A 24,586-nucleotide genomic window follows, 5' to 3' on the forward strand; every position below is an offset into this window, starting at 1 on the left:
GTTATAAGGCAAATAATAAGCCAGTGTTAAAATGTGCTTTTAAAAGGCTTATAAGGCTAATAGCGAAGCTGGTATTTGTACAGAAAAGTAGTCAGGCCCCAACAGCTGTTTTAAAATTTACCTTATTTATACTTATGATAAACCGCAAAAACCGATATTTGCCCGCGAACGCGAATTATTGGTTTTTCGCGCTGTTTGTATGACGAAAAAACGTTATTTCTTCACCGTCCTGATACTGGGATCGCTTACTGCCTTAGGTCCGTTTTCGATAGATATGTATTTGCCGGGCTTTCCGGCTATAGCCAAGTCACTTAACACGACAATAGCTCAGGTGGCGCTATCGCTATCCAGTTTTTTTGTGGGACTATCAGTCGGGCAATTATTATATGGGCCTTTACTGGATAGATTTGGCCGTAAAAGACCATTATACGCCGGGCTTACGGTTTATATCATTGCATCGGCTGGTTGTTTTATGGCAACCAATATTGAAAGCCTGATATTACTACGCTTTATACAAGCGGTAGGCAGTTGCGCCGCCGGTGTTGCCGCTATGGCTATGGTGCGCGATATATTCCCACTGGAAGAAAACGCCAAAGTTTTCGCGCTGTTGATACTGGTGCTGGGTGCTTCGCCGATGATAGCACCGACAGCGGGCGGTTATATTACAGAAGCTTATAACTGGCATTTAATATTTGTGATACTGGGGCTGATGGCGTTGGCTATATTGCTTACTGTTATATTTTTCCTGCCGGAAAGCCACAAACCCGATCCAACCTACTCGCTCAAACCTAAGCCTATCATCAACAGCTTTTTAGCCGTGCTGAAAGAGCCACAGTTTTATACCTATGCCCTTACCGGAGCCTTTGCCTTTATGGGGTTATTTGTATATGTTTCGGCATCGCCAATGGTGTTTATGGAGGTATTTAAGGTAAGTGCCAAAACGTATGGATGGATCTTCGCCGGGCTTTCTATTGGCTTTATCGGCGCCAGCCAGGTAAACAACATCCTGCTTAAAACCTATAAAAGTGAACAGATAGTTTGGGTAGCGCTGCTGATACAGGTAAGCACGGCGCTGGCATTTTTAATAGGGTCGTACTTTAACTGGTTTGGCTTGTACGGCACTATCGTGATGGTATTTATTATGCTTTGCTGTGTGGGTATTACTAACCCTAATGCGTCGGCTTTGTCGCTGGCTCCGTTTGAGAAAAACGCGGGTACGGCATCGTCATTGCTAGGCGCCCTGCAACTGGGCCTGGGCGCCGTAGCCACGGTTAGTGTAAGTTTTTTTAACAGTGATTCGCCAATGCCTATGGCCGCGATTATGGAGGTATCGGCATTGATAGCTTTAATTGTGCTGTTAATTGGCCGCAGGCAGATCAAGACTAAGGTTGAGGTGAGTGGGGCGGCGGTTGTGGGTCATTAGGTCATTAGTCATTGGTGATTGGATCAAATAGTATAGAGACGCAAAATATTGCGTCTCTACATTTACCGACATAAAATTCGAAATCATTCCAGTACTTCATCAATCAATCCAAACTCCTTCGCTTCGTGAGCTACCAGCCAGTGGTCGCGGTCGCATACTTCTTCAATTTTATCGTAGGGTTGGCCGCTGTGTTTGGCTATGATGTCGTTCAGTTCCTTTTTCACCTTAAGCACCTGGCGGGCGGTTATCTCAATATCCGATGCCTGGCCCTGCACGCCACCCAGTGGTTGATGTAGCATAACGCGGGAGTGGGGTAAGGCACTACGCTTGCCTTTGGCACCACCCACCAACAGTATCGCTCCAAATGATAAGGCCATACCGGTACAAATGGTAGCCACATCGGGGCTTATTAGCTGCATGGTATCATAAATACCAAAGCCGGCATACACCTCGCCGCCGGGTGAGTTGATGTACATGTGGATATCCTTCTTCGGGTCGGTGGATTGCAGGAAGAGCAATTGTGCCTGTACGATGTTAGCGATATTTGCCTCAACCGGCGCGCCCATAAAAATGATACGGTCCATCATCAGACGCGAGAATACATCCATTTGGGATACGCGCAATTCGCGCTCTTCGGTAATGTAAGGCGTCATGGCGGTGGGCACTGTAGTGTTGCGTTCCACGGTCGTAATGTAGTTGTCAACCCTATCTTTTTGGGCATGGCAATGCCCCACCGCAAATTTGCGGAACTCGTTTTTGTCGATATTCATAAGTTTAGTTTTTTATTTTTTGCCGAATAGCTTGCGTATGCGCGCGCTGAAACTCAGATGTTGCGGCTGTGTGAATAGCTCCTGGTGTACGGCCTCAATTTCTTGCTTCAATTCGCGGCGGGCGTAGTTTTGTACTATAGCGTATGTTTTTTGCTGCCATTGTACTTTGCCGGCCAGGCTAGGATCGAGCAGTAGTTTGGCTTCTAAAAGCAGCGCGTTACCGGTATCGTTGTGGCCCAGCAGGTGCGCTTCAATTTGTTGGGTTTCATTCCATGAAGTCGTCATATACCAGGGCTTTTTGTTTAACGGTTTCTCTTACTTTCTCCAAACATTTATATTTCTGCACGGTAACCGAGCGTACACCCGAGTAACCGAACAGCTGAGCCATATCCTGCAGGGGTAATTTATCATAATAAAAGCCACGAAGCAGGTCCATACATTTTTTACCGGCGGTGGCCAGGTAGCGCATCAGGCGTTCGTCTGAAGGGTGAGTGTCGGCTTCTTCGGCGCTAAGGTCGATATTGTTGAGCGGAGTATTCCTGTCATTATCTTTATAGCGCTTCAACCAAAGGTGCTTGGCAATGCCGAATAAGTAGGCGATATCATTGTCGGGCTTTTCATTAGCCATTGTTTTTTCATAGTAAATAACCAACGCATCCTGGAAAACGTCTTTCGCTTCCTCAAATGAGCCGCCCTTGTTGCTCACATACTTTGCTACCGCCGGGAAAGCTTTTTTATAAAGCCCGGTAAACAGTTCGTGGCGTGTGGCAGCGTAATTTATGATGGTGCTAACTGGCATAATGTTGCTTTTATTACTATGTGCCGGTTTGGCGGCAATTATCACCCGCCAGGTGAAAAATTATTTTTGTTTAGTGGCTTCTACTCTGGTGCCATCAACGCCCAAGGTTTCAAAAGTGATATGCTCGCCATCAAATTTGGATACAAAGAAGGGAAACGTGCGTGTTTGGCCTGCGGCCCATTCCTCGGTAAACTGGATATTGCTGCCATCAACCGTAAACGTGCCGTGGGATAGTACCTTGCCGCTCCATACAATTTGCATGGTATTGTCTTTTAAAAACTCCACATAAGGTTGCTGGGTTTTAATATCTTCCTTGGGTACATGTGTTGGCGGGTTGGCATTGGGGTTATCTACTTTTATGTATTTCCATTTGCCATATAATTTATCCGAACTAACGCCCGAACCACAAGCGGCAAACAGTAAACAAGAAACAAGCAGTAACCAGGCGTATTTTTTCATGCGGATAATATTGATTGCCCTAAATTATGAAATTAGGAAGGAGACGCAAAATATTGCGTCTGTACGCGAGGCCTTAAAATGATAAGAGACGCAATACTTTGCGTCTCTACAATTATAATCCGTCCTTACCCTGCGCTTCGCGGAGCTTTCGCTCAGCTTCCTTTACCTCGTCCTTTTCGCTGAGCGGGTGTGGGTTTTGAATTTTATCGTCGCCGGCCGGGGCGGGTTTTGTTTTGGGTGCTTTATCGCCTTCGACGGGCTTTTTGGGTGCATCGCTATCTTTCATGACTTCGGGAGTTAAATGTTAAAGAGTGTGTATAATTTAACTTCGCGCACACCAAAAGGTTTTAAAAAAATAAAGCGCCTGTTTGGTGACAGGCGCTTTAGCTTATTTGTTTTTGTTAGCGTTCTTGATACTGTCCGCCTTAGCTTTCTCGCGTTTCTTAAAGAATCCGCGCAGCAGAAAATTGCTTTGAGCCGCTTCCAGATCGTCGTTTAGTTTGATGGAGCTTTCCTGCAGCTTATCTATAGTGTTTTGTACTTTCACCGCGGCTTTTTTATCGTTCAATAAAATACCTAAAGTATTATCGGTTTGGTTAAGCTTTTCGCTGGCCTTGTTCAGGTTGTTGGTTAAGGTTGATGCGTTTTGTGCTACGGCCTGTAACTGTGTTACCGCGCCTTTTATACGGTTGAAGGTAGCGGTATCGGTAAATAGTTTATCTGCCAGGCCACCTTTGGTATTCATTTTATTGCTGAAGTTATCCAGTTGTACAGCCATGCGTGCCGCGCTGCCGGTAGCAGCTTCCAGGTTACGCATAGAGTTGCGTAGCTGTACCGCCATCAGGCTATCGGCCATTAAAGTGCCTACGGTACCTTTGCCTTGTAGTATTTTACGGCTTAATAGCTTAAAGTCGCCGGTTATGGATAGTAGGTTTTGGTTGTTTTGTTGTAATACTTTCAGCATGTCATCAGTTGATGTTACTTTTTCTGCCAGTAAAACATCGCCATCGGCAACAACAGGGGCTTGCAAACTACCGCCATCAATTACAATGATCTTGTTACCTATCAAACCATCGCTGCCTATACGTACACCAGCGTTACGACGGATGTATTGCTGGCTGGCTTCGTCTATATTCATGATCACATCAACCTGGCCCGGGCCAATAAATTTTATTTTGCTGATGCTACCCACTTTAACGCCCGAAAACCAAACGCTGTTACCGGTTTTTAAACCCGAAACATCATCAAACACCGCGCTTATTTTAATGCTTTTTGAAAAGCTTTTCGACTGGTTTCCCAACGTAAAAACGCCCAGGATGAATATGATCAGCCCCAGGGCTAAAAATATCCCAACCATTAATCCGCGTTTATTTTCTGCTGCGTCCATATATCTTATTGTGTAAATCTATTTTATAAAGTTGTAATCATAAAAAGGAGTAACCCTTTCGTCAGTAGTATTAAAAACATCCTCAAAAGCACCCTGGCGCTGAAACTGGCCGTCTAATAGCATGGCTATGCGATCTCCGGTTTGCTTAGCGCAGGTTAAATCGTGTGTTATAATGATGGATGATGTATTATATCGCTCCTGAACCTCGTTTATAAGTTCGTTGATCTCGATACAGGTAATGGGGTCCAAACCTGCCGTAGGCTCGTCATACAGCATAATTTCGGGGTTCAATATCAGCGTGCGGGCAATACCAATACGCTTACGCTGACCGCCCGAAAGCTCAGACGGCATTTGGTTGATGGTTTGGCTCAGGCCAACCGCATCTAGCACAGTTTCTACCGCTACGTCAATCTCCTTGCGGGTGAGGGTGCGCCTGTTACGTACCAGCGGAAACTCCAGGTTTTTACGCACGGTCATACTATCGTACAAGGCACTGTTTTGAAACGAGAAGCCTATCCGTATGCGCAGGGCCTGTAATTCTTTATCAGTGATGGCATTGATATCATGGCCCAGTACCTTTACTATACCCTCATCAGAAGTTAGCAAACCGGCAATAATTTTGATCAACACAGATTTACCGGTACCCGAGCGACCCAGCACCACCAGGTTTTCGCCCTGGAACAGCTCCAGATCGATACCACGCAGTACATGATAATCGGCAAAAGATTTTTTTAACCCTTTGATGCTGATCACCGGGTTTTTATAATCTATAGGTGCTTTTGGTTTGTCCATATCAATTCTTAGCGGAACCAGTTATTGGTTATCTGTACGATAACAATTTCTTCAATAAATATTAAAAACATGGCGGTTACCACCGCGCCATTGGCCGCCTTGCCCACGCCCTCGGTGCCCTTACTTGAGTAATAGCCCTGGTAACTTCCCACTATACCAATAGTGAAGCCAAACACGATAGATTTGATCAACGATGCACCAAAATCTGTAAAACTCAAAGGATCGAACACCTGCTGCATATATGTAGCGTAGCTGGTACCTTCGTTGGTAGCCACATTAATATAGCCGCCCAGTATGGCAATAAAGCCGGTGTAAGTAGCTAAAATGGGTATAGTTAGTGTAGTTGCTAAAACACGTGTGCAAACCAAAAATTTAAATGGTTTGGTGCCCGATACTTCCATGGCGTCGATCTGTTCGGTTACGCGCATCGAACCTAATTCGGCACCAATGCTCGAACCCACTTTACCCGCCGCTATCAGCGCCGTTACCAAAGGTGCCAAGGCGCGCATTATGGCGATGGATACCAGTGACGGCAACCATGATGTGGCACCAAACTGACCCAATGACGGGCGCGATTGTTTGGTGAAAATTAAGCCCACAATAAAACCGGTCAATGTTATCAGTGTAAACGAACGCACACCTACTTCATAACATTGCCTTACTATCTCCTTAAACTCATAAGGGGGTAAAAAGGCTTCCTTAAAAAAGCGGATGATGAACTTATTGATATCAGAAAGGCTTACAAAAAAGTCTGTAACCTTTTTTGCAAACTTTGATTGCTTTTTTTTAACCGGAAGATTGCTAATGTTTTCAGTTTCCATTAATGGCGGCAAAGGTATTACTTATGTAAGATATTCCTGACTTTATTGTTCAAAAAGTTATTAATGATGCCTGATATAAGAGCAAAACTAATCAATCGATTAACAGCGCAAAGGTACATTTGTTAGTGTTACAGAAAAGTAAAATTTAAGCAGCTGCAATCAGCTCCTTTAAGTCAAAATCCTATTACATTAAAACTGTTTGGAATGTTTATTGCTGTTATAACATTAATTAATTGCAAATACCTATGAATGCCTACCAACAGAAATGGTTAGACATATTGCAAGCTGCTAATTTAAAAGGATGGAAAATTCGTGCTTTTGACAATAGTATTTATGTGGATATGCCAACCATAACCGACTTGAAGTTGATACGCGACAATGTGCCCGCAACCCTGGCGGCCTTGTCGTTAGATATCGACTTACCGAAAACGCGCTTGAAATTTATTTTTCATAACGGATTTGAAACTTTTGAATACGTTTTAAATCCGGAGGCTAAGGACCTCACCAGCGAGTAGAAACAAAAAGGCCTCCCGAATTTCGGGAGGCCTTTTTGTTTGTTAGCAATTGCCATCTATATCGCAGCTATCGCCTTTTATCACGTCCAGTTTTACGGGCGCGTTATTTTCGGCCCATTCTCCATATGCTTTATCCAGTGTTTGCAGGAAAGTGGGCACCCCCTGCGCGCCAGATACGCCGTATTTGTTATCCATCACAAAAAACGGCACGCCGCTAATGCCATAACGTTGTGCTGTCGCGATATCCAGCTGTACATCGCCCGCGTAATCGTCGCTTGCTAACGTTTGCTCAACTTCAGCTTTATTCAGGCCGATGGATTCGCCCAGTTCGGCCAACGTAGCATGGTCGGCTATATTTTTACCTTCGGTAAAATAGGCATTAAATAGTGCTTCTTCGGCTTCGTCGCCCTTGCCCTTGTGTTTGGCCAGGTGTGCAAACCGGTGCGCGTCGAAACTATTGGCCACAACGGCCTTATCAAAATCATAAGCCAGGCCAACTTCGGCAGCCATTTGGGTTACATGGTCTGTCATTTGTTGGGCATGATCTATGGTCCAGCCTTTTTTATCGGCCAGGTGTTGCGTTACGTTTAGCGATGGATCGGTAACCAAAGTAGGGTCAAGCTGGAAACTTTTCCATTCTACTTCAATTTGGTCTTTATTATCAAATTGCTCCAATGCCTGCTCAAAACGGCGTTTGCCGATGTAGCAGAAGGGGCACATTACATCGCTCCAGATTTGTACTTTCATGATGTAAAGGTAGTTTAGTGATTTTTGCAAGCGGTAAGCGGAAAGTAAAATTCACCACCCATTACGTCATTACGAGCGAAGCGTAGTAATCCCCGATTGTCAGGTCAGCGCGTGACCGTTCTCAAGGGGATTACTACGCTCGTACCTCGCTCGTAATGACGTGTGTGGTTGTTATGTTTAATTACTCCTCCCTTTCCACCAATTCCATCCCGCACTTACTGCAAGTGCCGGGCTTATCGGCACCAATATCGGGGTGCATGGTGCATACGTACTTATACTTTTTGGCTTCGGGTTTGGCTCCATCGCCGCAGGCACTAAAGCTTAACATTAAGGTGGCCAGTGTTATAGTGATGACAGATCTCATGCTTATTTATTTTTAATGAAAGATACAAAGCCCAGCAGGGAAACGATCAATATCCCTAACGCGCTTATAATACTTACTATGTCCCTAATATTTTTACCGGCCCAGGTCATCCAGAAAAACTTATGCAGGAATATGAACGACAGCCCTTCGGCACGATCAAGGCCGGTTACTTTGGTGGCCAGGTGCGATGTGGTGGTTTCTACATACCAATCGCCATCGGCAAATTTTACCTGTTGTACCGGCAGGCGTTTGTTGATGAAGCCGTAATCGTTGGTAAACTGCCCGATGCGGGTGGTGCCTAAAATAAGATTGTTTGCCGGGTGATAATATTTAGCCAGGTAATTAGCGTACGCAATATCGCCGTCGGGTAATTCACCACCATAGGTGGCATCAATATAGCGCACTTCCTTTTTATTGGTTTGTACCTGGTAATAGGTGTGGCCGTTTAATTTTACCAACGCGGTGCGGATGATGGATGAATCAGGAATAAGCAGTTTCAAGTTGGAGATGCTGAGGTCTTTTCTGTCGATCAACTGCTCCACATTAGCTTTAGCCGATTTCGATCCGCGGAGCGCCATGTATAAATGGAAACCGCCGCTCAGCAAAAACATCAGCATAATGGCCGACATGATCAATCCCAGTTGCCTGTGGTAACGATGGATAAAGCGTTTATCATCCGTACCTTTGGCTTTGCGTTTTTTGGTGATCTCTTTAAATCGGTCCCAAAACAAACCATAAACCGTCAAGCCGCTTAGCAACGATAACAGCATAATGCTTACAATAACCAGCAGCACCACCACCCGGAATTGCTCGCCGCCCCAATCTGCCAGAAACTGCCATGTATGAAACTGCTCAAACAACCATAGGAAAGCCTTACGGGTGTTGTTGTTAAAAGTGCCCATGCGGCTTTGGGTGGTTTCTATGTAGATATCCATGCCATCGGCCCTGTTTAAAGACACTTTCCAAACCGGCAGTAAGCGGTTGATGGGTTGATAGTGACTATCAAATTGTGTTTGCAGGGTGATGCCTTTAATGGCTGATGTGCTATCCTGTGTAAAAAAGCGGGCCAGGTACGCGGCATATTTTTTATCGCCATCGGGCAGGGGAGCACCATCGTTGGCTGAATAGTATTGATAAGTACTATCCGCCAGTAAAACCTGGTAAAAGCTACCCGCGTCAAACTGCACCATCCCGAAATTACGGATGGTGCTGATGTTGTTTTTATCTAATACTTGCTGGATAGAAAGCGCCGGTTTAACCTTGCTCAAGGTAGCAGGCTTATAACTTTCCTGCGGTATGGCCGGCCTGAACCAGTTTGACATGAAAGGGTGCGAAAGCCCGCTCAGGCTCCAAAATATAACCGGCACCAGGGCAGTTAGCCCTAGTATGCGGTGCCACTTGTAAAACAGGCGCCGTGCTGCCGATCCGTTTTTTTCTGATGCTGTTTTCATATCAATTTTTGGCGAATGAATAGCTAATGCCTAATGTACAGGTGCGTGGTGGCGCGGCTGTGTAGGTATCGCCATACTGGTTACTCACCACCGTAGTGGCGTAGAGTTTATTGGTTAGGTTAAGCACATTAAACCACATGCCCAGGCCTTTTAACGATGTTTGCTTTAACTCGTAACCCAAACGCAGGTTATAAATATCATAGCCGCCGTAGGTTTTGGTATTGGCCGGGTTGGTAAAATACGTGTCGATATGCTGCCACTCGCCCGCTATGCGGAAACCCGGGAAGTAGCCCGGTTTGTAGGTTATCTCCGAGTTGGCTATCCATTTTGGCGCATTAGCCATTCGGTTGCCCGCGTAGCTGATGTTGGCTCCCGAACGGATCTCGCTGTAATCAACGTAGGTGTGTTTGGCGTTGGTACCGTTAAAACGGATGCTCAGGGCTTTAACAGGCGCATAGGTGATAGAATATTCAATACCACGATGACGGGTAGCGCCCGCGTTTTGGTTCTGGGTAGTATTATCGGGCAGTAGCTGACTGATAATTTCATTATTACCATCCATATTGTATAAACTCACCTCAACAAACATCTTCTTATCAAACGCCGCGAACCAGCCACCAACTTCATAATTATTAAACGTGGCCTGTTTAAGCTGTGTTAACTGGCGGGCATTGTATAAGTCGCCGGTTTCGGGTGGTTGAAAACCTACGCTGTAGTTGGCGTATAGGCCTTTGTTGTTTCCAAAGTTATAGGTTAAACCAAGCTTAGGTGCTACAATGTTAAATGTGTTGGTTTCCTGCTGCTTGTATTTGGTGCCGGCTGTAAGGTTATTATTAAAGTTGTAGTGCACGCGGTCATAACGCAGGCCAAGCACTACACGAAGCGGCTCAACGGGGTTCAGCTCATATTGGGCATATGCCGCGGTGTTGAATAGTTTAATACGGTAATCGTCAATATAAGTGCCGGTGTTGGTATACCCGGTGTAATAGTTATTGGCTACATCTTTGGTGATGTTCAAAAACTGCGCATAGTACGAACTCGGACTATTATCCAGGTAAGCGCCTGCAATTAAGCGTGAATTCAACCAATCAAAATTAACGCGATGCTGTACCAAAAAGCCATAGCTGTCAAACTTCAAATCGTTTTGCTGGCCGTTTGAACTTACGTATGCTCCCGAGCCGTTGCGCACATCGGCAATATAGTAACTCGGCAATTGCGCGGTTGAATTGCTGCGATAGAAGCCGGTTAAAAATGTGCTGCTCTTATCGCTCCAGCTATGATCTAAACGAATATTTGAACGGAAGGCGTTCACTTTACGGTAAGTAAAACGTTGGTTAGCGCCATAACTTTTGCTTAAAAACTTAGCTTCGCTCAGGCTGCCCGGGGTTTGGGTGTTTAGGTAGTTATAAGCAGCAGAAGCGGTAAGTTTGGTACGATCGGCCAGCTCATAGGTAGCTTTCAGGTTGGCCGAATACTTATCAAAATCCGAATAATCCTGCCAGCTATCGCGTTGTTTGGCAATATACCCACCTGCGTATAAGCCAAATTTGCCCGAGGTAAAACCACCATCAGCATCAACACGGCGATAGTTGTAATTATCGCCCTGGATAGATACGTTGCCCGCGTAACCGGCCGGCGGTCCCTGTGTAATAAAGTTAACCGCGCCACCAATGGCGTTACTGCCGTACAATGACGAAGCCGGACCCTTGATCACCTCAATATCCTTTACGCCCGACATGTTGATCTCATATAACGAATTATGGTTGAAAATACCCGTAGGGCGAATAGGCAAACCATCTTCCATATACAAGTACAGCGCGTTATAAGTAATAGGCTGGCGGATGGCCATGGTATGCTGCTCGTTACCCAGATTAACCATGTAAACGCCGGGCGTTTTGTTAAGCAACTGGTAAAGGGCGGTGGCCTTGGTGTCTTTAATAACCACCGAATTGATTTTGCTGATAGCGATAGGTGCGTCCTGGCGGGATTGGCCTTCGCGGTTGGCCGATACGATAACCGTTTGCAGGGATACGTTTGATGGCTCCAGCTCGACGCTTAGTTTGCCGCCGCTAATGTTAACCGTTTGGGTGGTATAACCAACTAAGGATAGTTGTATTTGCTTAATGGTAGCGTCTGCTAATGTAAACTCGCCTTTGGTGTTGGTTTGTGTTAGCGGACTACCTTGTACTTGCGAGACGGCCACGCCACGTAACGGCTCGTGCGTAACGGCATCGGTAACCGTACCGATCATGGTTTGGGCGTACGTGGGCAGGTATAGTAGTATCAGCAAAAAATATAAATAATATTTTTTCATATGTGTATAAAAGGAGAATCCCTCCTGTGATGTAAGAAAATAGGGTTGATTTTAGGCTACAGCAATAATGCTCCCGCGCAGCGGAAACAAAAAGAAGCCTCAATAAAGAAATGGATTAACCTATTTTAGGAGGGTGGAAAACAGCGCCCGAGTAAGGTACTGTTACAGGTGCCTGGTACGGCGTGGTTACAACTTTAATAACCTTTGTGTGGAATTTAACAGTAGTTTGTGAGGTAACACAAACTTCCTGGTAAAGACTTTTTTGAGTTTGGCGCTCTTCGCTTTTCTCTTTTTCCTGAACCTTTTTGATCTTGTCCAGGAAATAGCAGCGGCCATTACAATGCATCCAGGGCTTATCACGATTTTCGCAAAGCTGGGCGGCGATGTATTTTTTGTTTAACTCAAAACCCGCGTACACAAAAAAACGCGAAAAATTGGCCGACAATAAGGCAACCAATAATACATAAGCTATAACGCGTTTTAACATACTGCCGCAAAGGTAATTGGCAGCAAGGGGATATGCAAGTAGAAAACGTGTGACAATTATACATAACCCGCGTCATCGCGAGCGTAGCGTGGCAATCCCCTTGAGACTAGAATGCGCGCGGCCGTTCTAGTCTCAAGGGGATCACTACGCTCGTTCCTCGCTCGTGATGACGGGCGTGTTTATGTGTTTATTCTGTCGCTCTCACCAACTTCGTATGGATCTTACGGTCGCCAAACTGCACATCAACAGTGGTCGAGTCGCCGTAGTATTTACCGGTGTTAACTACCGGGTTATCGTTAACATCTATCTTGAAGGTAAAATCGGCGCCTTTAATCTTGCCGTCGTACATAGGTAGCTCGCCATTTGCGCTTGTAACGCTGCCGGTTAGTTTTTCGCCGTCAACTTTAAAAACGTAGGTAAGTGGTATTTCGCGGCCATCGGCAATTTTAAATGAACCTTTCCATTTGCCGTTAAGGTCGGCAAAAGCGGCGGCTATACATACGGTTAAACCGCCTAATACTAAAGCAGTAGTAAATATTCTTCTTTTCATAATTGGGTTTTATTTTATTTAAATGTAGTACTAATTACTTAAATAAAATATAGCGGCAATTATGGTACCTGGTAAAAATAAATGGGAGAGAAAACGCCTTCGCTGGTGGTGTAATAGCCCTTGCCATCGGCCGAAAACGCGATGGCTTCACCCTGCTTTTCGGCCTCATAGTTCATTTCGCGGGGTTTGCGTTGCAGGGTTTGCCAAATGGCTTCATCTTTTTTTCGTTTCCAGTAGTAAACTTTCCCGTAGCTTTTCAAAAGTACCTGCAGCCCGTCTTTACTGATGTCGCCGGATGTTATCCATTTTAAAGGCTTCACGCCTTCGAAGAATAGTTTAGTACGATAGGTAAGCGTTACGGTATCGTTGGCATTAAACTGTAATGGGGCTGTATAAACGCGCACGGTATCTTTACGCTTGGTTACTATATAAAAAAGCTTTTCCAACGGGTCTACCATCAGCGATTCCGCGTCATGGGCGCCGTCCGGGTATTCCAAATGCAAGGACGCAGGTGTAGCCTCCTTTATCTGGCCGTTTATTAAGGCTTTGGTTTCTGGTATACGGTAAATGCTGATATCGGGCCTTTCGGCATAATTGTCGCCAACATCGCCCAGGTAAAGGTAGCTTTTATTTTTTTGCGGACCGGGCCCCACGGCTGCGTCTTCGCAGTCTACCACCAGGAGGTTATGCATGGGGTCGGCTTTGCAAATTACGGTGTTAAGTAATTGCCCTTCGGATGACATGACAAAAAAACGACTGATGTCGCCACTGTCATTATGCACATAGTAAACATCCTTTTGAATGCCGGATGCCGCCATACCCGATACCTCGCGCATCGCTTTATCCTGCAAATGCCCCGTGCTCATGATCTGTCCCGCCAGGTAGCGGTGCCTGATAAATGCCCCCACAAACAGGAATATGACAACTGGAACAATGATCTGTAGCTTTCTTTTGCGGGTCATGCGATGGCAAAGGTAAACAGAAAAGATAATATCGGACATCGAATGCTGAATATCGGATATCGAAGCGGTTTACCCTTTATCATTCGATATTTAGTGTTCGGTATTCAAAACAAAAAAGGCCCTGTACAGGGCCTTTAAAAAATTACACGCTCATTTCCGCATCCGGTTTTGAAACGTCGGTAAGAGCTACTTTGCCGCGTTCTTTCCTTAAAATACGGTTAAATAGCGATATCTCTTTATCAAACAAAAAGCGGAAAAACAGCTTGGTCCATGATTTATGGTAGTACAGGGTTTCGTAATAGCCTGGTGCAGTTTTTTTAATTTCAGGCAGTTTGTTCCATGGGATAGATGGGAAGTCATGGTGTTCATTGTGGAAACCCACGTTAAAAGCTACCAGGTTTAAGCCGCCATAATAGCTGTAAGTTTCTTGCTCAACGCTGTGGGTTAAATAATGCTCCTGTATCCAGCGGGCGCCCAGCGGGTGTAAACCTACCGAGAAAGAGAAGCTTAACAACAGGTATGCTAAAGAATGCCATCCCATAAAATAATAAATAACCGCTGTAAAAGCCACGTTGGCCAACAGGTTAGCTACTATCCAGATATCAAAGGTTTGAATTTCGCGTAAGCGCGATAAACGAAACACCTGGAACAACGGGTAAAATAATAACCAAAGCGCTTTACCAATAAATGAGTTGTTGATCATTTTTGCTTCCCATTTATTGGGTAAGTCGGCATCAAGCTCATGCACACCCTGGAAAGAGTGGTGCTTAATATGGTAACGCTCAAATGAAATAGAGCTAGGAAATATTTGCGGCATGTTAGCCACAATACCTGCCCAACGGTTAGCCGATCGGTTTTTAAATAACAACTGGTGCGCGCACTCGTGTATCATTACAAACAGGGCATGATCGGCAAATGCGCCTAAAAGATAGGCGGCGCCAAACACCAGCCACCATGACTGATCGCGCAGTAACCAGGCCAGCACAACCTGGAATGCTACCAAACCGATAATGGCCCATATTGTAGCCGGATTTTTGCCAATAAGGCTACGCAGACCCGGAAATTCTTTTAATATTTTTTTGGTACGAATGCGGTGGGGTTCTGAATGCTCAGAGTAAACGAAATCAGTTCTTTTTGTCATAAAACCTTTGTAGCAGTATCAATAATTTAAGTGTGGTAATTGTTTATACCCTTGTTAAACTCCAAATATAACGTAATATAATATTAAATATAAATTATAAAATTTTATTTGTGGTTATAGCAGCAACAAGATGAGGCGGGCGTTGTTATATCAGTTATAACGCAAAAAAATACGTTTTCATATCATGTGGTGGATATACGCTTTACTATCGGCCCTGTTTGCCGCCCTTACGGCCATATTTGCTAAAATAGGGATTAAGGATGTTGATTCTGATCTGGCTACCGCCATCCGCACGGTGGTGATCATCATACTGGCCTGGTCTATTGTTTTTATAAAAGGGGCAAACACCGGCATCGGCAGCCTCACCAAACAAAACTGGACTTTTTTGATCCTATCCGGATTTGCTACGGGGCTGTCCTGGGTATGCTATTTCAAAGCCCTGCAATTAGGCAAGGTATCGCAGGTGGCACCCGTTGATAAGCTGAGCGTGGCGCTGGCCATTTTATTAGCTGCCGTGTTTTTAGGGGAATCGCTCACTATTAAAACTACTATTGCCGCCGTTTTGATCGTCAGCGGAACTTTGGTTTTGATATTTTAATTACACAGCCTCAACAGTTTTACTTGCAATTCTACGTATTTTTGCGGTCAGTGATCAAAGCAACTACAAAACCACGCACTCCGCAACAACTTCGTTTTGCCAATGCCGTTTTCTTCTTTATATCAGGTATCGGTTATGCTTCCTGGGCATCGCGCATACCAACTATGCAAAGCCAGCTGCATTTAAACGAGGCCGAATTGGGTGGTTTACTATTCGCTATGCCTATTGGTTTGCTGCTAACGCTGCCGGTTACCGGTTACCTGTTGGGCAAATTCAGCAGCCGCTCGGTAATGTTTTTTGGGGCCATGTTCTTTAGCGTGGTGCTGGCTTTTATTGGTTTTAGTACCCAGGTTTGGCACCTGGTGTTGGCGTTGTTTTGCTTTGGTGTATCGCGCAATTTGTTCAACATATCAACCAACGCGCAGGCCGTGGCGGTGCAGGCTTTGTATGATAGATCTATCATGGCATCATTTCACGGTATATGGAGCCTGGCGGGATTTGCCGGGGCTGCCGTAGGCTATGTAATGGTGTATTATAACATCGGCACTGCTTATCATTTATTGAGTGTTAGTATAGGGCTCATTATATTTACGCTTTGGTTCATATCGGGCACCATACACCAAAAGCCCATTCCGCAACCGCGGAAAAAAATATTTACCCTGCCCGAGCGCTCGTTGATAATCTTCGCGCTGATTTGCTTTGCGTGCATGGCTTGCGAGAATACGATGTACGATTGGAGCGGCATCTACTTTGAAAAGGTAGTTCACGTATCAAAAAACAGCGCTACCGTAGGTTTTGTGGCTTATATGATTGCCATGATGGCCGGCCGTTTTGTGGGCGATGCCGCGGTAAATAAGTTCGGGATAAAAAGCGTGCTGCGGTTTAGCGGTGTGCTTATATTCATTGGTTTGGTTTTATCGGTGCTGCTGCCTAACCAATGGGTAGCCGGCATTGGTTTTATTTTGGTAGGCCTTGGCGTATCATGCATAGTGCCTATGGTTTTTCAAATGGCGGGGCGGTCAACCACCATGAGCAGCGGTTCGGCGCTGGCATCTATATCTTCCGTTGGCTATTTGGGCTTTTTGCTGGTGCCGCCTTTGATTGGCTTTATTGCACAGTTGGCCGGTTTGCGTTGGTCGTTTGGTTTAATGTCATTAATGGGCGCCGCCATTATAGGGCTGGTTTACGCTATTAAGGAAGAAAAATAGCAATATCTGCACACGCTTCTTACAAACAAACTATTTAGCTGAACGTTATAGTAATGTAAGGGGATAACAGTATGAGCACTTCCGAAAAACATTTCAGATTTATTAACAGCAAAACGGGAAATGTTATTTTTTATCACTCGTTAAATGCTAACCTTAGTCCCGAAGAATTAAAAGAGGAACTTAAGAAGGTACAGGAGCGGGTAGCTTCGCAAAATAACGTGTACCTGGGCACGGTTTATTGGGAAGAGATACCTGAGGAAAAGTAATTATTTTGTGATCAGGTACACCTTATCCAGCACTTCGGCGCGCGTTTGCTTATTAATAAATTTAGGCAATATCCGTTCCTGCGGATAATTAATAAACGACTGCTCTATCTTGTACGGCACTTTGTGCTCATCTAAATAGTTAACCACTTCCTGGGTAGCATAAAACACGGCATTGGCAGGCGCCTTAAACGTGGCAAAATCTTCATAAAAAACAAAATCAACCGGCTTATTTATCTCAAACTGGAAAACGTTGTTCACCGGTTTGGTGGCGTATACAGGTCTGTTTTTAAAGCGGGGCTGATTTAAATATTTCGCCGCCGGTATCTGGCCGCTGTAATCCGCCAGCAAAGGATACAAGTTAGTAGCCAGGTAAAAGTTAGCGAACAATGCCGCCGCGCAAGCTAAAAAGAAGGCTTTTTTATTGGCTTCTTTAATTTGATTGTTGATGAGCGATATCAGCAAAAAGAAAGCGATACAGGCTATAGCGAACCACGCGCTACTATCTGGCTGTAAATAAAAATTGATGACGAATACGATGAGCGTTAGCGGTACGATATAGACCCAAAGCGCGGCCAGCCTGATCTTGTCTTCGCGGGGCGAGAGTTTTTGATAGCAGTATGGCGCCGTTATGATGGCAAACAAGGGGAAGATGGTATTGGTATAAAACGGAAGCTGAAAGCCGGATACGGAGAATAGCAGCAGCAATACTATCGCCCCGCTTAAAGTATAATATTCGGGCAATTTAACTTTGTTGATCACGCTCCTGACACGTTTATACAGCGCGAAATAAAACAGCAGGCACCATGGCGCGAAAGCCCAAAGCAAGGTATGCACATAAAAGAACACATCGCCCGATGATTTTTTTTGGTTGATGGGACCGCTGTTGGTAAAGCGCCCAAACTGGCTATCCCACAAAAACCATTTAATGCCCGACACATTATGTTTATGAAAAACCGTTTTTTCGGGATGGATGTCAAACTGTAGGTATAAGGCATAAAACTCGGGCAGCGTTACCAGCATCGTCAGCGCCAGCAAACCAAACCATTTAATGTTGAAAATGCTGAGGAAACGCCCCTGCATAATTAAATGTCCCGCCAGGGCACCCACAACAGGTATTAACAAAAATATACCCTTGGTCATGATGGCGCAACCCATGAGCAGGGCAGCCAGTAAAAAATCTTTAACGGTAAAGCGTTGATCAAGCGCGGCCACGTGGTAAATGGCACCGGTGATGAGGCCCATCAGGTAAGGTTCGGCGCGTACATCAGTATTGCCCATGAAAACGTACTGGGCTGTCATGACGATCAATACAGCAATGATACCGGCTTCCCAGTTGTAATACCTGCGGGTGAACAGAAACGTGTAAACCAGGCTGATGATGAAAAACAGCAAAGACGGCAGGCGATAGGCCCACACCGAAAAACCGAACAGCTTAAAGCTGATCATGATCATCCAGAATGGGAAATGCGGTTTATCAAGCCAATCCTGGTTATCGGTATAAAGCGAAAGCAGGTCGTGCTTATAGATCATGTTTTTGGCGATGGATGCGTACAGGCCCGGATCATCCGTAAAAAAGTTTACGTTGATGCCGGCCAGGCTAACCGCTAATGCCAATACAATGAGCAACAGGTAAAACAGCTTGTCCTTACTTATCATGCCAAAAAATAAAGTGTAATAATAGGGCTTTTAGCTGTGTGATGGAAAAAGTTGTGATGAAAAGGGCACAAAAAAACCCTTGCCTCACGGCAAGGGCCAACTCACAACAATTGTTTAACCTTAAGCTATGAAACCTAAGGGTATTCCTAACTGCAATGCAAGTTAATGTTATAACACAGGTGTAAACAGTTGGTTTTATTTAATTTGCAATTAAAAATCATCTATATTTATAAAAAAATAAACAACACTAATTATGAAAGCAACATTTCAATTAAAGGCACTTTCGGCCTTTGTATTTGCACTTTTAATTTCGGTTTCATCGTTCGCCCAACAACGCGTAGTTGCCAGTCCGCGCGATAGCGTATCAGGCAAAATAGGCGGTGCTACGGTAAGCATTAACTATGGTTCGCCATCGGTTAAAGGCCGTAAAATATTTGGTGGTTTAGAAGCTTATGGCAAACCATGGAGAGCAGGGGCTAACCAGGCAACTACTTTTACTACCGATAAAGCTATTAAAGTTGAAGGTAAAGACCTGCCTGCAGGTAAATACACCTTGTTTGCTGTACCTGCCGAAAGTGGTGAATGGACTATCATTTTAAATTCGCAAACTGGCCAGTGGGGTATTAAAAACGACCATAGCGCTAATTTCGATCCGGCTAAAAATGTGGTTGAGGTAAAAGTAAAACCGGCAACCGTGCCGCTAACCGAGCGTTTAAAATATGATATTGACCCTAAAGGTTTTGCCCTTACCTGGGAAACCACTAAGGTGTGGGTATCGGTTAAATAAACATACTCAAAATATAAAAAGGCTCTCTGTTAACGAGGGCCTTTTTTATGCGTATAAAATTATATTTGTACATGCCTTATAAGCTAAACTCAATACAAAAACGCCTGATCGCCATTGCCATATTGGCGGTGCTTATTTACTTATTAGGCATAGTTGAAGAGCATCCCGACACTATTGAGCGCTACTATTCAAAGGGTTTTTATGTGGCTATATGCTGTGCGCTGCACCCGTTGCTTAACATCATCCCCTTTAGTTTGGGCGATGTGGTTTATATCGGGGTTGTGGGGTACTTTGTTTACCTGGTGGGCAGGCTGATCTATTTATTATTTAAGGGGCGATTTAAGCTGGCAGGAAGATTGCTGGTGGGCCTCATCATCGGTATACAAAGTGCCTTTGTTATTTTTTATGTGTTTTGGGGATTGAATTATTTCCGCCCATCGGCCGCGGTACGGCTTGATCTGCGCGATACAAATTATACTACCGAAGCGTTGGAACGCGTTACCTGCATCATCATCGATAGCGCCAACGCCACCCGCGCACGCATAACCCATGCTGATACCGTGCAGGCCAATAGCGCTATTTACCAAACCGCGGTGCTGGCGGTGCGTAAGCTATCTAATGATTCGGCTAACTTTCGCACCTATCACCCTAAAGTAAAGCCATCCCTGCTTACTCCATTGATGAATTATTTGGGCACTTCGGGATATTATAACCCCTTTACTACCGAGGCACAGATCAATTACCAGATGCCGATCTTCGAACGATCGGTAGTGGCCTGCCATGAAATGGCGCATCAAACAGGTTACGGTGCAGAAGATGAAGCAAATTTTGCAGGTTTTTTGGCCGGCATAGGTTCGCAGGACCGATTATTGCGTTACTCGGCATATCATATGGCGCTGGATGAGTGTATGCACGCCCTGCGCTATCGTGATACGGTTGCCAATAACAGGTTGAAGAAACACATAACAAATACGGTACGTGCTGATTTCAGAGCCGAGCGGGCCTACTGGATGGGGTACCGGAATAAGCTGATGACCATGAGCAGTGTTTTTTATGACGATTTTTTGAAAGCTAATAACCAGCCTCAAGGCATGGAAACTTACAACGAAATGGTGTTATTATTAGTGGCCTGGTATAATAAGTAAAATAGCCGTTTTATTAAATTTTATTATTTTTAAGCCAATATCCCGATTGAATGAAAAAATACCTGCTCATTATATTATTTTTTGCATGCTGCATTAAGGTGCAAGGGCAAAGTATAAACCTGGTTAATTTAATAAACCTGAGTAACCTTAACAATAAACAGGCAGGCGAAACCATATTGGCAGGCAAGCTATTCAAGCTACAGTATGGCGAAGATAATCCCCAGGGTTTTGTGGTAGAACACTATCAAAGTAATGATAAAAAAGAAACCCTGATCATTGGCGATGGCTTTAAACAAGCTAACGGCGATGTATTGCGCACCGCAAGTTACGTTACTGATATACCACAAAACGTAGTGAACCTGATAGGCCAGGCCAAAACCTCTAACCTTAAATTGACTTTTACCGGGTCGGATAAATCAGATAATATCTACATCTACGATAACATGCTGTATCACGTAGTGATGAAAATAGCCATCAATAATTCAAAAGGCATAGTTGATATTGCGCAAAAAGTGCCTATTGCTAATTAGCGCTTAAAGATACTGTGTTATAATTTGCTGTAGCTGACTGGCCTGCATCACACCGCTTTGCCGCCATTTACTTTCTCCGTTTTTAAATATCATCAGCGTGGGTACGCTTTGTATTTTATAGGCATTAGCCACCTGTGGGTTTTTGTCGATATCTATTTTTATCACCGTTATTTGCTCGCCCATGCTGCTTTTAAGCTGCTGTAATATTGGTGGCATCATCTGGCAAGGGCCGCACCACTCTGCCGAAAAATCGATAAGCACAGGTTTGTCTGAAGCTATTATTTCCTGGAAGTTTGCCATAATGTTTTACTTTTAAGTTATAACAGCGGCAAGGGGGTAATGTTTCTTTGTGAGGATACTTGGATAAATGGTGTTTATGCCGCCGATTTCCCGCCACCCTTACTTACCACATAAAATCCCTTTTTGCATTTGGCACAGAAATATTTTTTGGTGGGGATGAAAAACAGGAAAGTTTTCATAAACCAGTTGCGTTTTAAACGATAATGATGCGGAGATCCACAGGTAGGGCAGTAGTGGAACTTTTGAGAATTGGATTTCGCTTTCAAAGGGGGCTAGGGGGCTGTTTACAAGGGCATTAAAACACAGCAAACATAAACAAATTATCCTATTTACAACAATACCAACAAATAGGTATTAACATTATTTTTCAACCAGGTGTTTTATCTTTTCCAGCAGCGCGTTCATCTCAAAAGGCTTGGCTAAAAAATCATCAGCACCGGCATCCATGGCTGATTGTTTAATATCGCGGCTGGCGGATATCATCAGCACCGGGAGGTGAGCGGTGGCTTTATCGCTTTTTAATTTGCGGCATATATCGCGCCCGTCTTCGCCCGACATCCAGATGTCTAACAGCAGCAGGTCGGGCAGGTCGTCTTCCAGTTTCAGCACTGCTGATCCATCGGGTGTTGACGACACATCATAACCTTCAAATTCAAGCATCATTTCAATGGCATCAACAATACCCGGGTCGTCATCGGCAATTAAAATTTTTTTAGGTAAGGGCTGGCTCATATAAACAGGTCTTAAATAACAGACAATTACTTTTCGGCTAAATCTTCGTAGTTAATTATAGGTAATGCGAAGCAAAAATCAGACCCTTTTCCGGCCTCACTATCCACCCATATACGGCCGCCTTCGCGCTTAATAATTTCTGCTGAAATGTATAACCCTAACCCCAAACCGGGGAAGGTATGCTGGTTATTTCCGCTAACGCGATAAAATTGCTCAAACACAAATTGTGTTTTATCGGCAGGTATGCCTATGCCATAATCTTTTACCGAAACTGTCACCTCGGCACCGTTTTGCAGGGTGGTTATGATCACCTCATCAGATTGCGGGGAATATTTGATGGCATTGGTAATTAGGTTGGTTATAACCTGGCTTACGCGCTCCTTATCGGCGTATATCTGCCCCAGGTCGCCAAACTTTTTTATGAGGGTATGCTTTTGCGTGGTATGCTGTAGGTCGTCAATGGTTTCGTTAACTACCTGGTTTAGGTCAAACCATGATTTGGTAAACTGCAACTTGCCCGAGTTGATCTTGGTAACGTCTAACAGATCGCCAATTAAGGCAGTAAGGCGGTTAACCTGGGCATCCATACGGTCAACCATACTAGCCTTTTTGGTTTCGCCTTCTTTGTGAAGCATGGCGCCCAGCACCTGCGCATACGCTTTTATACTGGTAACCGGGGTTTTAAGTTCATGGCTGGCCATGCCCAAAAAATCATCCTTTTGGCGTTGTAGTTGCTTTTGGTTATCAATATCGGTATTGGTACCAAACCATTTAATGATCTTGCCGTCGCTAACAAATGGAAGGGCGCGGGCAAGGTGCCATTTGTAGATGCCATTCCGGTCTTTTAACCTAAATTCATATTGATAAACATCGCCGGTTTGCAGGGAATGCGTCCAGGCAATAATGCAGCCCTCACGATCATCAGGGTGTACGCGTAATATCCAGGCCGGACCTAAAATTTTCTCGGCGTCAACACCAAAATAATCAAGCGTGCGGTCGTTCACATAGTCCAGGTCGCCGGCTGTGGTGGCCGTCCATAGTTGTACAGGCATAAAGCCGGTTACAAATTCAAACTGTTTTATCTGGTCGTTAAGTTCTTCGTTCTTTAAAAATAACTGCTGCTGGGCCAGGGTTTTTTCGGTAACATCGCTACAGGCGCCAATGTAGCCGGTAAAAATACCCTCGTCGTTATACTGCGGGTTCCCGGTGGCTATGCACCAGCGCAGATCGCCGGTTTTGCTTACTATCCTGAAATTCACTTCGTAAGGTCGTTGCGCAGCCAGGTCGGCCATGAATTTATCGGCGGCTCGTTCCCTATCATCGAGTAGCAAGGCGTTAAGCCAACCTTGTCCAAGTGTTTCCTCAAGGCTTTGCCCGGTCCAGTCTAACCAGGTTTGATTGGCATAGGTAATATTACCTTCTGTATCCGCCATCCATAACGAAATTGGTGCCGCCGCGGTGATATTTTGCAATAGTTGCTCACTATCAACCAAAGCTTTTTTATCGGCCATTTCGCGGCGCATATCGTGTGCTAAGCCAACCCTGCCTAATGATTTTCCTGTTACGGGATCATGTACCAGCATGGTGGTTACCTGTACGGGTATAGCTTCGCCGGTTATAAAATGGCGGTAGTTTATTTCGCCCGTCCAACGGCCATTTTTTGCAATGTTTTTATTAACGGTTTTAAGTTTTTCAATACCATCGGGCATTAAAAATTCTGTATTCTTTTTGCCCAGGTATTCCTCACCATCCAGGCCGATCAGGGCTTTACCCGCGGCGTTAAGATAGGTAATGTTATTATCCGCATCCGCCAGTACAACACAATCGGATGTGTGCTCTATTAAAGTTAAAAGCTTGTTTTGCTCGTTTCTCGCCGCTTTTTCGCCACGCAGGTCGCGTGCTACAGATGCCAGCGCTACAGGTTTACCCGTAACCGGGTCGTCAATACGGAAAGCGTTTAAATATATGGGTATCACCTCGCCGGTTTTGAAGTGGCGGTACTGACGCTCGCCTTCCCAGCGGCCGGTTTGCAGTATGCTTTGCAAGGCTTGCTCGGCCATTATGGCGTTATCAAACGGGACAAAATAATCGGCAGCAAGTACGTAGGCGTCCTCCGGCTTATCTATCCCCAGCAATTCATATCCCGCCTTATTCAAATACGTAACGCGCAAATCCAGATCGGTAACACCAATAATTTCGGCTGTGTTATCAATCAGGGTGCGAAAAACGGTCTCGTTTGGTTGAAACGGGGATATATGCTCGATGTTCATAATAGGCGCAAGCACTAATATACGCATATACGTTGTAACCAATTAATAGTTACATTAATGATACAAAAAAGGCCCCCGATTTACCGGGGGCCTTGATAATTAGTGTGTTTAC

General features: G+C 44.8%; 28 protein-coding genes. 8 read left to right on the forward strand and 20 right to left on the reverse strand.

Annotated elements, in window-relative coordinates:
- Positions 1-199 precede the first annotated feature (199 nt).
- The gene (locus AC59JT_RS03680; protein WP_497396246.1) at positions 200-1,423 is read left to right on the forward strand and encodes a multidrug effflux MFS transporter; all 1,224 of its coding nucleotides are present in this window, start codon (positions 200-202) and stop codon (positions 1,421-1,423) included.
- Between the two features lie 83 nt (positions 1,424-1,506).
- On the opposite strand, the gene AC59JT_RS03685 is transcribed toward AC59JT_RS03680, so the two are convergent.
- The 8 genes from AC59JT_RS03685 to AC59JT_RS03720 all read right to left on the reverse strand — a co-directional run bounded on the left by AC59JT_RS03685 (position 1,507) and on the right by AC59JT_RS03720 (position 6,451).
- The gene (locus AC59JT_RS03685; RefSeq protein WP_497396248.1) at positions 1,507-2,193 is read right to left on the reverse strand and encodes a ClpP family protease; all 687 of its coding nucleotides are present in this window, start codon (positions 2,191-2,193) and stop codon (positions 1,507-1,509) included.
- A 12-nt stretch (positions 2,194-2,205) separates the two neighbouring features.
- Entirely contained in the window at positions 2,206-2,478 is a 273-nt protein-coding gene (locus tag AC59JT_RS03690; protein ID WP_497396249.1) for a hypothetical protein, read from the reverse strand.
- Positions 2,459-2,992, reverse strand: a complete 534-nt coding sequence (locus tag AC59JT_RS03695; RefSeq protein WP_497396251.1) for a sigma-70 family RNA polymerase sigma factor — start codon at positions 2,990-2,992, stop codon at positions 2,459-2,461. The genes AC59JT_RS03690 and AC59JT_RS03695 overlap by 20 nt, the downstream gene beginning before the upstream one ends.
- 60 nt (positions 2,993-3,052) lie before the next feature.
- Positions 3,053-3,451 carry a hypothetical protein gene (locus tag AC59JT_RS03700; protein WP_497396253.1) on the reverse strand — a complete coding sequence of 133 codons (399 nt, stop codon included), beginning with the start codon at positions 3,449-3,451 and terminating at the stop codon, positions 3,053-3,055.
- Positions 3,452-3,563: 112 nt separating this feature from the next.
- A complete protein-coding gene (locus tag AC59JT_RS03705; RefSeq protein WP_497396255.1) occupies positions 3,564-3,737 on the reverse strand; it encodes a hypothetical protein in 174 nt (57 codons plus the stop codon).
- Between the two features lie 102 nt (positions 3,738-3,839).
- Positions 3,840-4,838, reverse strand: coding sequence for an MlaD family protein (locus tag AC59JT_RS03710; protein ID WP_497396257.1), 999 nt, complete (start codon positions 4,836-4,838; stop codon positions 3,840-3,842).
- Between the two features lie 18 nt (positions 4,839-4,856).
- Positions 4,857-5,630, reverse strand: a complete 774-nt coding sequence (locus AC59JT_RS03715) for an ABC transporter ATP-binding protein (RefSeq protein WP_497396259.1) — start codon at positions 5,628-5,630, stop codon at positions 4,857-4,859.
- An 8-nt stretch (positions 5,631-5,638) separates the two neighbouring features.
- Positions 5,639-6,451 carry an MlaE family ABC transporter permease gene (locus tag AC59JT_RS03720; protein ID WP_497396260.1) on the reverse strand — a complete coding sequence of 271 codons (813 nt, stop codon included), beginning with the start codon at positions 6,449-6,451 and terminating at the stop codon, positions 5,639-5,641.
- Positions 6,452-6,696: 245 nt separating this feature from the next.
- Between AC59JT_RS03720 and AC59JT_RS03725 the strand changes: the two genes are divergently transcribed.
- Positions 6,697-6,966 carry a hypothetical protein gene (locus AC59JT_RS03725; RefSeq protein WP_497396262.1) on the forward strand — a complete coding sequence of 90 codons (270 nt, stop codon included), beginning with the start codon at positions 6,697-6,699 and terminating at the stop codon, positions 6,964-6,966.
- Between the two features lie 42 nt (positions 6,967-7,008).
- Here the strand turns inward: AC59JT_RS03725 and AC59JT_RS03730 are convergent, their stop codons facing one another.
- From AC59JT_RS03730 to AC59JT_RS03765, 8 genes are all read right to left on the reverse strand, one after another.
- A complete protein-coding gene (locus AC59JT_RS03730) occupies positions 7,009-7,713 on the reverse strand; it encodes a DsbA family oxidoreductase (RefSeq protein WP_497396264.1) in 705 nt (234 codons plus the stop codon).
- Positions 7,714-7,894: 181 nt separating this feature from the next.
- Positions 7,895-8,077 (reverse strand): heavy metal-binding domain-containing protein, encoded by a 183-nt coding sequence (locus AC59JT_RS03735; RefSeq protein ID WP_497396266.1) that lies wholly within the window; start codon positions 8,075-8,077, stop codon positions 7,895-7,897.
- Between the two features lie 2 nt (positions 8,078-8,079).
- Entirely contained in the window at positions 8,080-9,528 is a 1,449-nt protein-coding gene (locus AC59JT_RS03740) for a PepSY domain-containing protein (protein ID WP_497396267.1), read from the reverse strand.
- Position 9,529: 1 nt separating this feature from the next.
- Positions 9,530-11,842, reverse strand: a complete 2,313-nt coding sequence (locus tag AC59JT_RS03745) for a TonB-dependent receptor domain-containing protein (protein WP_497396268.1) — start codon at positions 11,840-11,842, stop codon at positions 9,530-9,532.
- A gap of 115 nt (positions 11,843-11,957) precedes the next feature.
- Positions 11,958-12,329 carry a hypothetical protein gene (locus AC59JT_RS03750; RefSeq protein ID WP_497396269.1) on the reverse strand — a complete coding sequence of 124 codons (372 nt, stop codon included), beginning with the start codon at positions 12,327-12,329 and terminating at the stop codon, positions 11,958-11,960.
- Between the two features lie 187 nt (positions 12,330-12,516).
- Positions 12,517-12,879 carry a hypothetical protein gene (locus AC59JT_RS03755; protein ID WP_497396270.1) on the reverse strand — a complete coding sequence of 121 codons (363 nt, stop codon included), beginning with the start codon at positions 12,877-12,879 and terminating at the stop codon, positions 12,517-12,519.
- Positions 12,880-12,938: 59 nt separating this feature from the next.
- Positions 12,939-13,841 (reverse strand): hypothetical protein, encoded by a 903-nt coding sequence (locus AC59JT_RS03760; protein ID WP_497396271.1) that lies wholly within the window; start codon positions 13,839-13,841, stop codon positions 12,939-12,941.
- 142 nt (positions 13,842-13,983) lie between these two features.
- Entirely contained in the window at positions 13,984-14,982 is a 999-nt protein-coding gene (locus AC59JT_RS03765) for a fatty acid desaturase (RefSeq protein WP_497396272.1), read from the reverse strand.
- A 184-nt stretch (positions 14,983-15,166) separates the two neighbouring features.
- On the opposite strand from AC59JT_RS03765, the gene AC59JT_RS03770 reads away from it, so the two are divergent.
- The 3 genes from AC59JT_RS03770 to AC59JT_RS03780 all read left to right on the forward strand — a co-directional run bounded on the left by AC59JT_RS03770 (position 15,167) and on the right by AC59JT_RS03780 (position 17,054).
- Positions 15,167-15,580, forward strand: a complete 414-nt coding sequence (locus tag AC59JT_RS03770; protein WP_497396273.1) for an EamA family transporter — start codon at positions 15,167-15,169, stop codon at positions 15,578-15,580.
- A 50-nt stretch (positions 15,581-15,630) separates the two neighbouring features.
- Positions 15,631-16,788 (forward strand): MFS transporter, encoded by a 1,158-nt coding sequence (locus AC59JT_RS03775; RefSeq protein WP_497396274.1) that lies wholly within the window; start codon positions 15,631-15,633, stop codon positions 16,786-16,788.
- A 71-nt stretch (positions 16,789-16,859) separates the two neighbouring features.
- Positions 16,860-17,054, forward strand: a complete 195-nt coding sequence (locus AC59JT_RS03780) for a hypothetical protein (protein ID WP_497396275.1) — start codon at positions 16,860-16,862, stop codon at positions 17,052-17,054.
- Here the strand turns inward: AC59JT_RS03780 and AC59JT_RS03785 are convergent, their stop codons facing one another.
- Positions 17,055-18,710: an ArnT family glycosyltransferase gene (locus AC59JT_RS03785; protein ID WP_497396276.1), complete on the reverse strand. Its 1,656-nt coding sequence runs from the start codon at positions 18,708-18,710 to the stop codon at positions 17,055-17,057.
- Positions 18,711-18,963: 253 nt separating this feature from the next.
- Here AC59JT_RS03785 and AC59JT_RS03790 point away from each other — a divergent pair, with 253 nt between their 5' ends.
- From AC59JT_RS03790 to AC59JT_RS03800, 3 genes are read left to right on the forward strand one after another with little or no spacing between them, the layout of a single operon-like run.
- Positions 18,964-19,497, forward strand: coding sequence for a DUF2911 domain-containing protein (locus AC59JT_RS03790; protein ID WP_497396277.1), 534 nt, complete (start codon positions 18,964-18,966; stop codon positions 19,495-19,497).
- A 47-nt stretch (positions 19,498-19,544) separates the two neighbouring features.
- Positions 19,545-20,642, forward strand: coding sequence for a DUF3810 domain-containing protein (locus tag AC59JT_RS03795; protein WP_497396278.1), 1,098 nt, complete (start codon positions 19,545-19,547; stop codon positions 20,640-20,642).
- A gap of 50 nt (positions 20,643-20,692) precedes the next feature.
- Positions 20,693-21,172 (forward strand): hypothetical protein, encoded by a 480-nt coding sequence (locus AC59JT_RS03800; protein WP_497396279.1) that lies wholly within the window; start codon positions 20,693-20,695, stop codon positions 21,170-21,172.
- 3 nt (positions 21,173-21,175) lie between these two features.
- Here the strand turns inward: AC59JT_RS03800 and trxA are convergent, their stop codons facing one another.
- The 3 genes from trxA to AC59JT_RS03815 form a co-directional block, all read right to left on the reverse strand.
- Positions 21,176-21,472, reverse strand: a complete 297-nt coding sequence (gene trxA, locus AC59JT_RS03805; protein ID WP_497396280.1) for a thioredoxin — start codon at positions 21,470-21,472, stop codon at positions 21,176-21,178.
- A gap of 360 nt (positions 21,473-21,832) precedes the next feature.
- Positions 21,833-22,204 (reverse strand): response regulator transcription factor, encoded by a 372-nt coding sequence (locus AC59JT_RS03810; protein WP_497396281.1) that lies wholly within the window; start codon positions 22,202-22,204, stop codon positions 21,833-21,835.
- Between the two features lie 26 nt (positions 22,205-22,230).
- On the reverse strand, positions 22,231-24,501 hold the full coding sequence (locus AC59JT_RS03815) for a PAS domain S-box protein (protein WP_497396282.1): 2,271 nt from the start codon (positions 24,499-24,501) through the stop codon (positions 22,231-22,233).
- Between the last annotated feature and the right edge of the window lie 85 nt (positions 24,502-24,586).

The organism is Mucilaginibacter sp. A3364 (assembly GCF_059690715.1).

What these genes read in the sequence shown, in the direction of transcription:
- AC59JT_RS03680 (WP_497396246.1), top strand. Translation starts at nt 200, where the DNA reads ATGACGAAAAAACGTTATTTCTTCACCGTCCTGATACTGGGATCGCTT.
- AC59JT_RS03685 (WP_497396248.1), bottom strand. Translation starts at nt 2,193, where the DNA reads ATGAATATCGACAAAAACGAGTTCCGCAAATTTGCGGTGGGGCATTGC.
- AC59JT_RS03690 (WP_497396249.1), bottom strand. Translation starts at nt 2,478, where the DNA reads ATGACGACTTCATGGAATGAAACCCAACAAATTGAAGCGCACCTGCTG.
- AC59JT_RS03695 (WP_497396251.1), bottom strand. Translation starts at nt 2,992, where the DNA reads ATGCCAGTTAGCACCATCATAAATTACGCTGCCACACGCCACGAACTG.
- AC59JT_RS03700 (WP_497396253.1), bottom strand. Translation starts at nt 3,451, where the DNA reads ATGAAAAAATACGCCTGGTTACTGCTTGTTTCTTGTTTACTGTTTGCC.
- AC59JT_RS03705 (WP_497396255.1), bottom strand. Translation starts at nt 3,737, where the DNA reads ATGAAAGATAGCGATGCACCCAAAAAGCCCGTCGAAGGCGATAAAGCA.
- AC59JT_RS03710 (WP_497396257.1), bottom strand. Translation starts at nt 4,838, where the DNA reads ATGGACGCAGCAGAAAATAAACGCGGATTAATGGTTGGGATATTTTTA.
- AC59JT_RS03715 (WP_497396259.1), bottom strand. Translation starts at nt 5,630, where the DNA reads ATGGACAAACCAAAAGCACCTATAGATTATAAAAACCCGGTGATCAGC.
- AC59JT_RS03720 (WP_497396260.1), bottom strand. Translation starts at nt 6,451, where the DNA reads ATGGAAACTGAAAACATTAGCAATCTTCCGGTTAAAAAAAAGCAATCA.
- AC59JT_RS03725 (WP_497396262.1), top strand. Translation starts at nt 6,697, where the DNA reads ATGAATGCCTACCAACAGAAATGGTTAGACATATTGCAAGCTGCTAAT.
- AC59JT_RS03730 (WP_497396264.1), bottom strand. Translation starts at nt 7,713, where the DNA reads ATGAAAGTACAAATCTGGAGCGATGTAATGTGCCCCTTCTGCTACATC.
- AC59JT_RS03735 (WP_497396266.1), bottom strand. Translation starts at nt 8,077, where the DNA reads ATGAGATCTGTCATCACTATAACACTGGCCACCTTAATGTTAAGCTTT.
- AC59JT_RS03740 (WP_497396267.1), bottom strand. Translation starts at nt 9,528, where the DNA reads ATGAAAACAGCATCAGAAAAAAACGGATCGGCAGCACGGCGCCTGTTT.
- AC59JT_RS03745 (WP_497396268.1), bottom strand. Translation starts at nt 11,842, where the DNA reads ATGAAAAAATATTATTTATATTTTTTGCTGATACTACTATACCTGCCC.
- AC59JT_RS03750 (WP_497396269.1), bottom strand. Translation starts at nt 12,329, where the DNA reads ATGTTAAAACGCGTTATAGCTTATGTATTATTGGTTGCCTTATTGTCG.
- AC59JT_RS03755 (WP_497396270.1), bottom strand. Translation starts at nt 12,879, where the DNA reads ATGAAAAGAAGAATATTTACTACTGCTTTAGTATTAGGCGGTTTAACC.
- AC59JT_RS03760 (WP_497396271.1), bottom strand. Translation starts at nt 13,841, where the DNA reads ATGACCCGCAAAAGAAAGCTACAGATCATTGTTCCAGTTGTCATATTC.
- AC59JT_RS03765 (WP_497396272.1), bottom strand. Translation starts at nt 14,982, where the DNA reads ATGACAAAAAGAACTGATTTCGTTTACTCTGAGCATTCAGAACCCCAC.
- AC59JT_RS03770 (WP_497396273.1), top strand. Translation starts at nt 15,167, where the DNA reads ATGTGGTGGATATACGCTTTACTATCGGCCCTGTTTGCCGCCCTTACG.
- AC59JT_RS03780 (WP_497396275.1), top strand. Translation starts at nt 16,860, where the DNA reads ATGAGCACTTCCGAAAAACATTTCAGATTTATTAACAGCAAAACGGGA.
- AC59JT_RS03785 (WP_497396276.1), bottom strand. Translation starts at nt 18,710, where the DNA reads ATGATAAGTAAGGACAAGCTGTTTTACCTGTTGCTCATTGTATTGGCA.
- AC59JT_RS03790 (WP_497396277.1), top strand. Translation starts at nt 18,964, where the DNA reads ATGAAAGCAACATTTCAATTAAAGGCACTTTCGGCCTTTGTATTTGCA.
- AC59JT_RS03795 (WP_497396278.1), top strand. Translation starts at nt 19,545, where the DNA reads ATGCGTATAAAATTATATTTGTACATGCCTTATAAGCTAAACTCAATA.
- AC59JT_RS03800 (WP_497396279.1), top strand. Translation starts at nt 20,693, where the DNA reads ATGAAAAAATACCTGCTCATTATATTATTTTTTGCATGCTGCATTAAG.
- trxA (WP_497396280.1), bottom strand. Translation starts at nt 21,472, where the DNA reads ATGGCAAACTTCCAGGAAATAATAGCTTCAGACAAACCTGTGCTTATC.
- AC59JT_RS03810 (WP_497396281.1), bottom strand. Translation starts at nt 22,204, where the DNA reads ATGAGCCAGCCCTTACCTAAAAAAATTTTAATTGCCGATGACGACCCG.
- AC59JT_RS03815 (WP_497396282.1), bottom strand. Translation starts at nt 24,501, where the DNA reads ATGCGTATATTAGTGCTTGCGCCTATTATGAACATCGAGCATATATCC.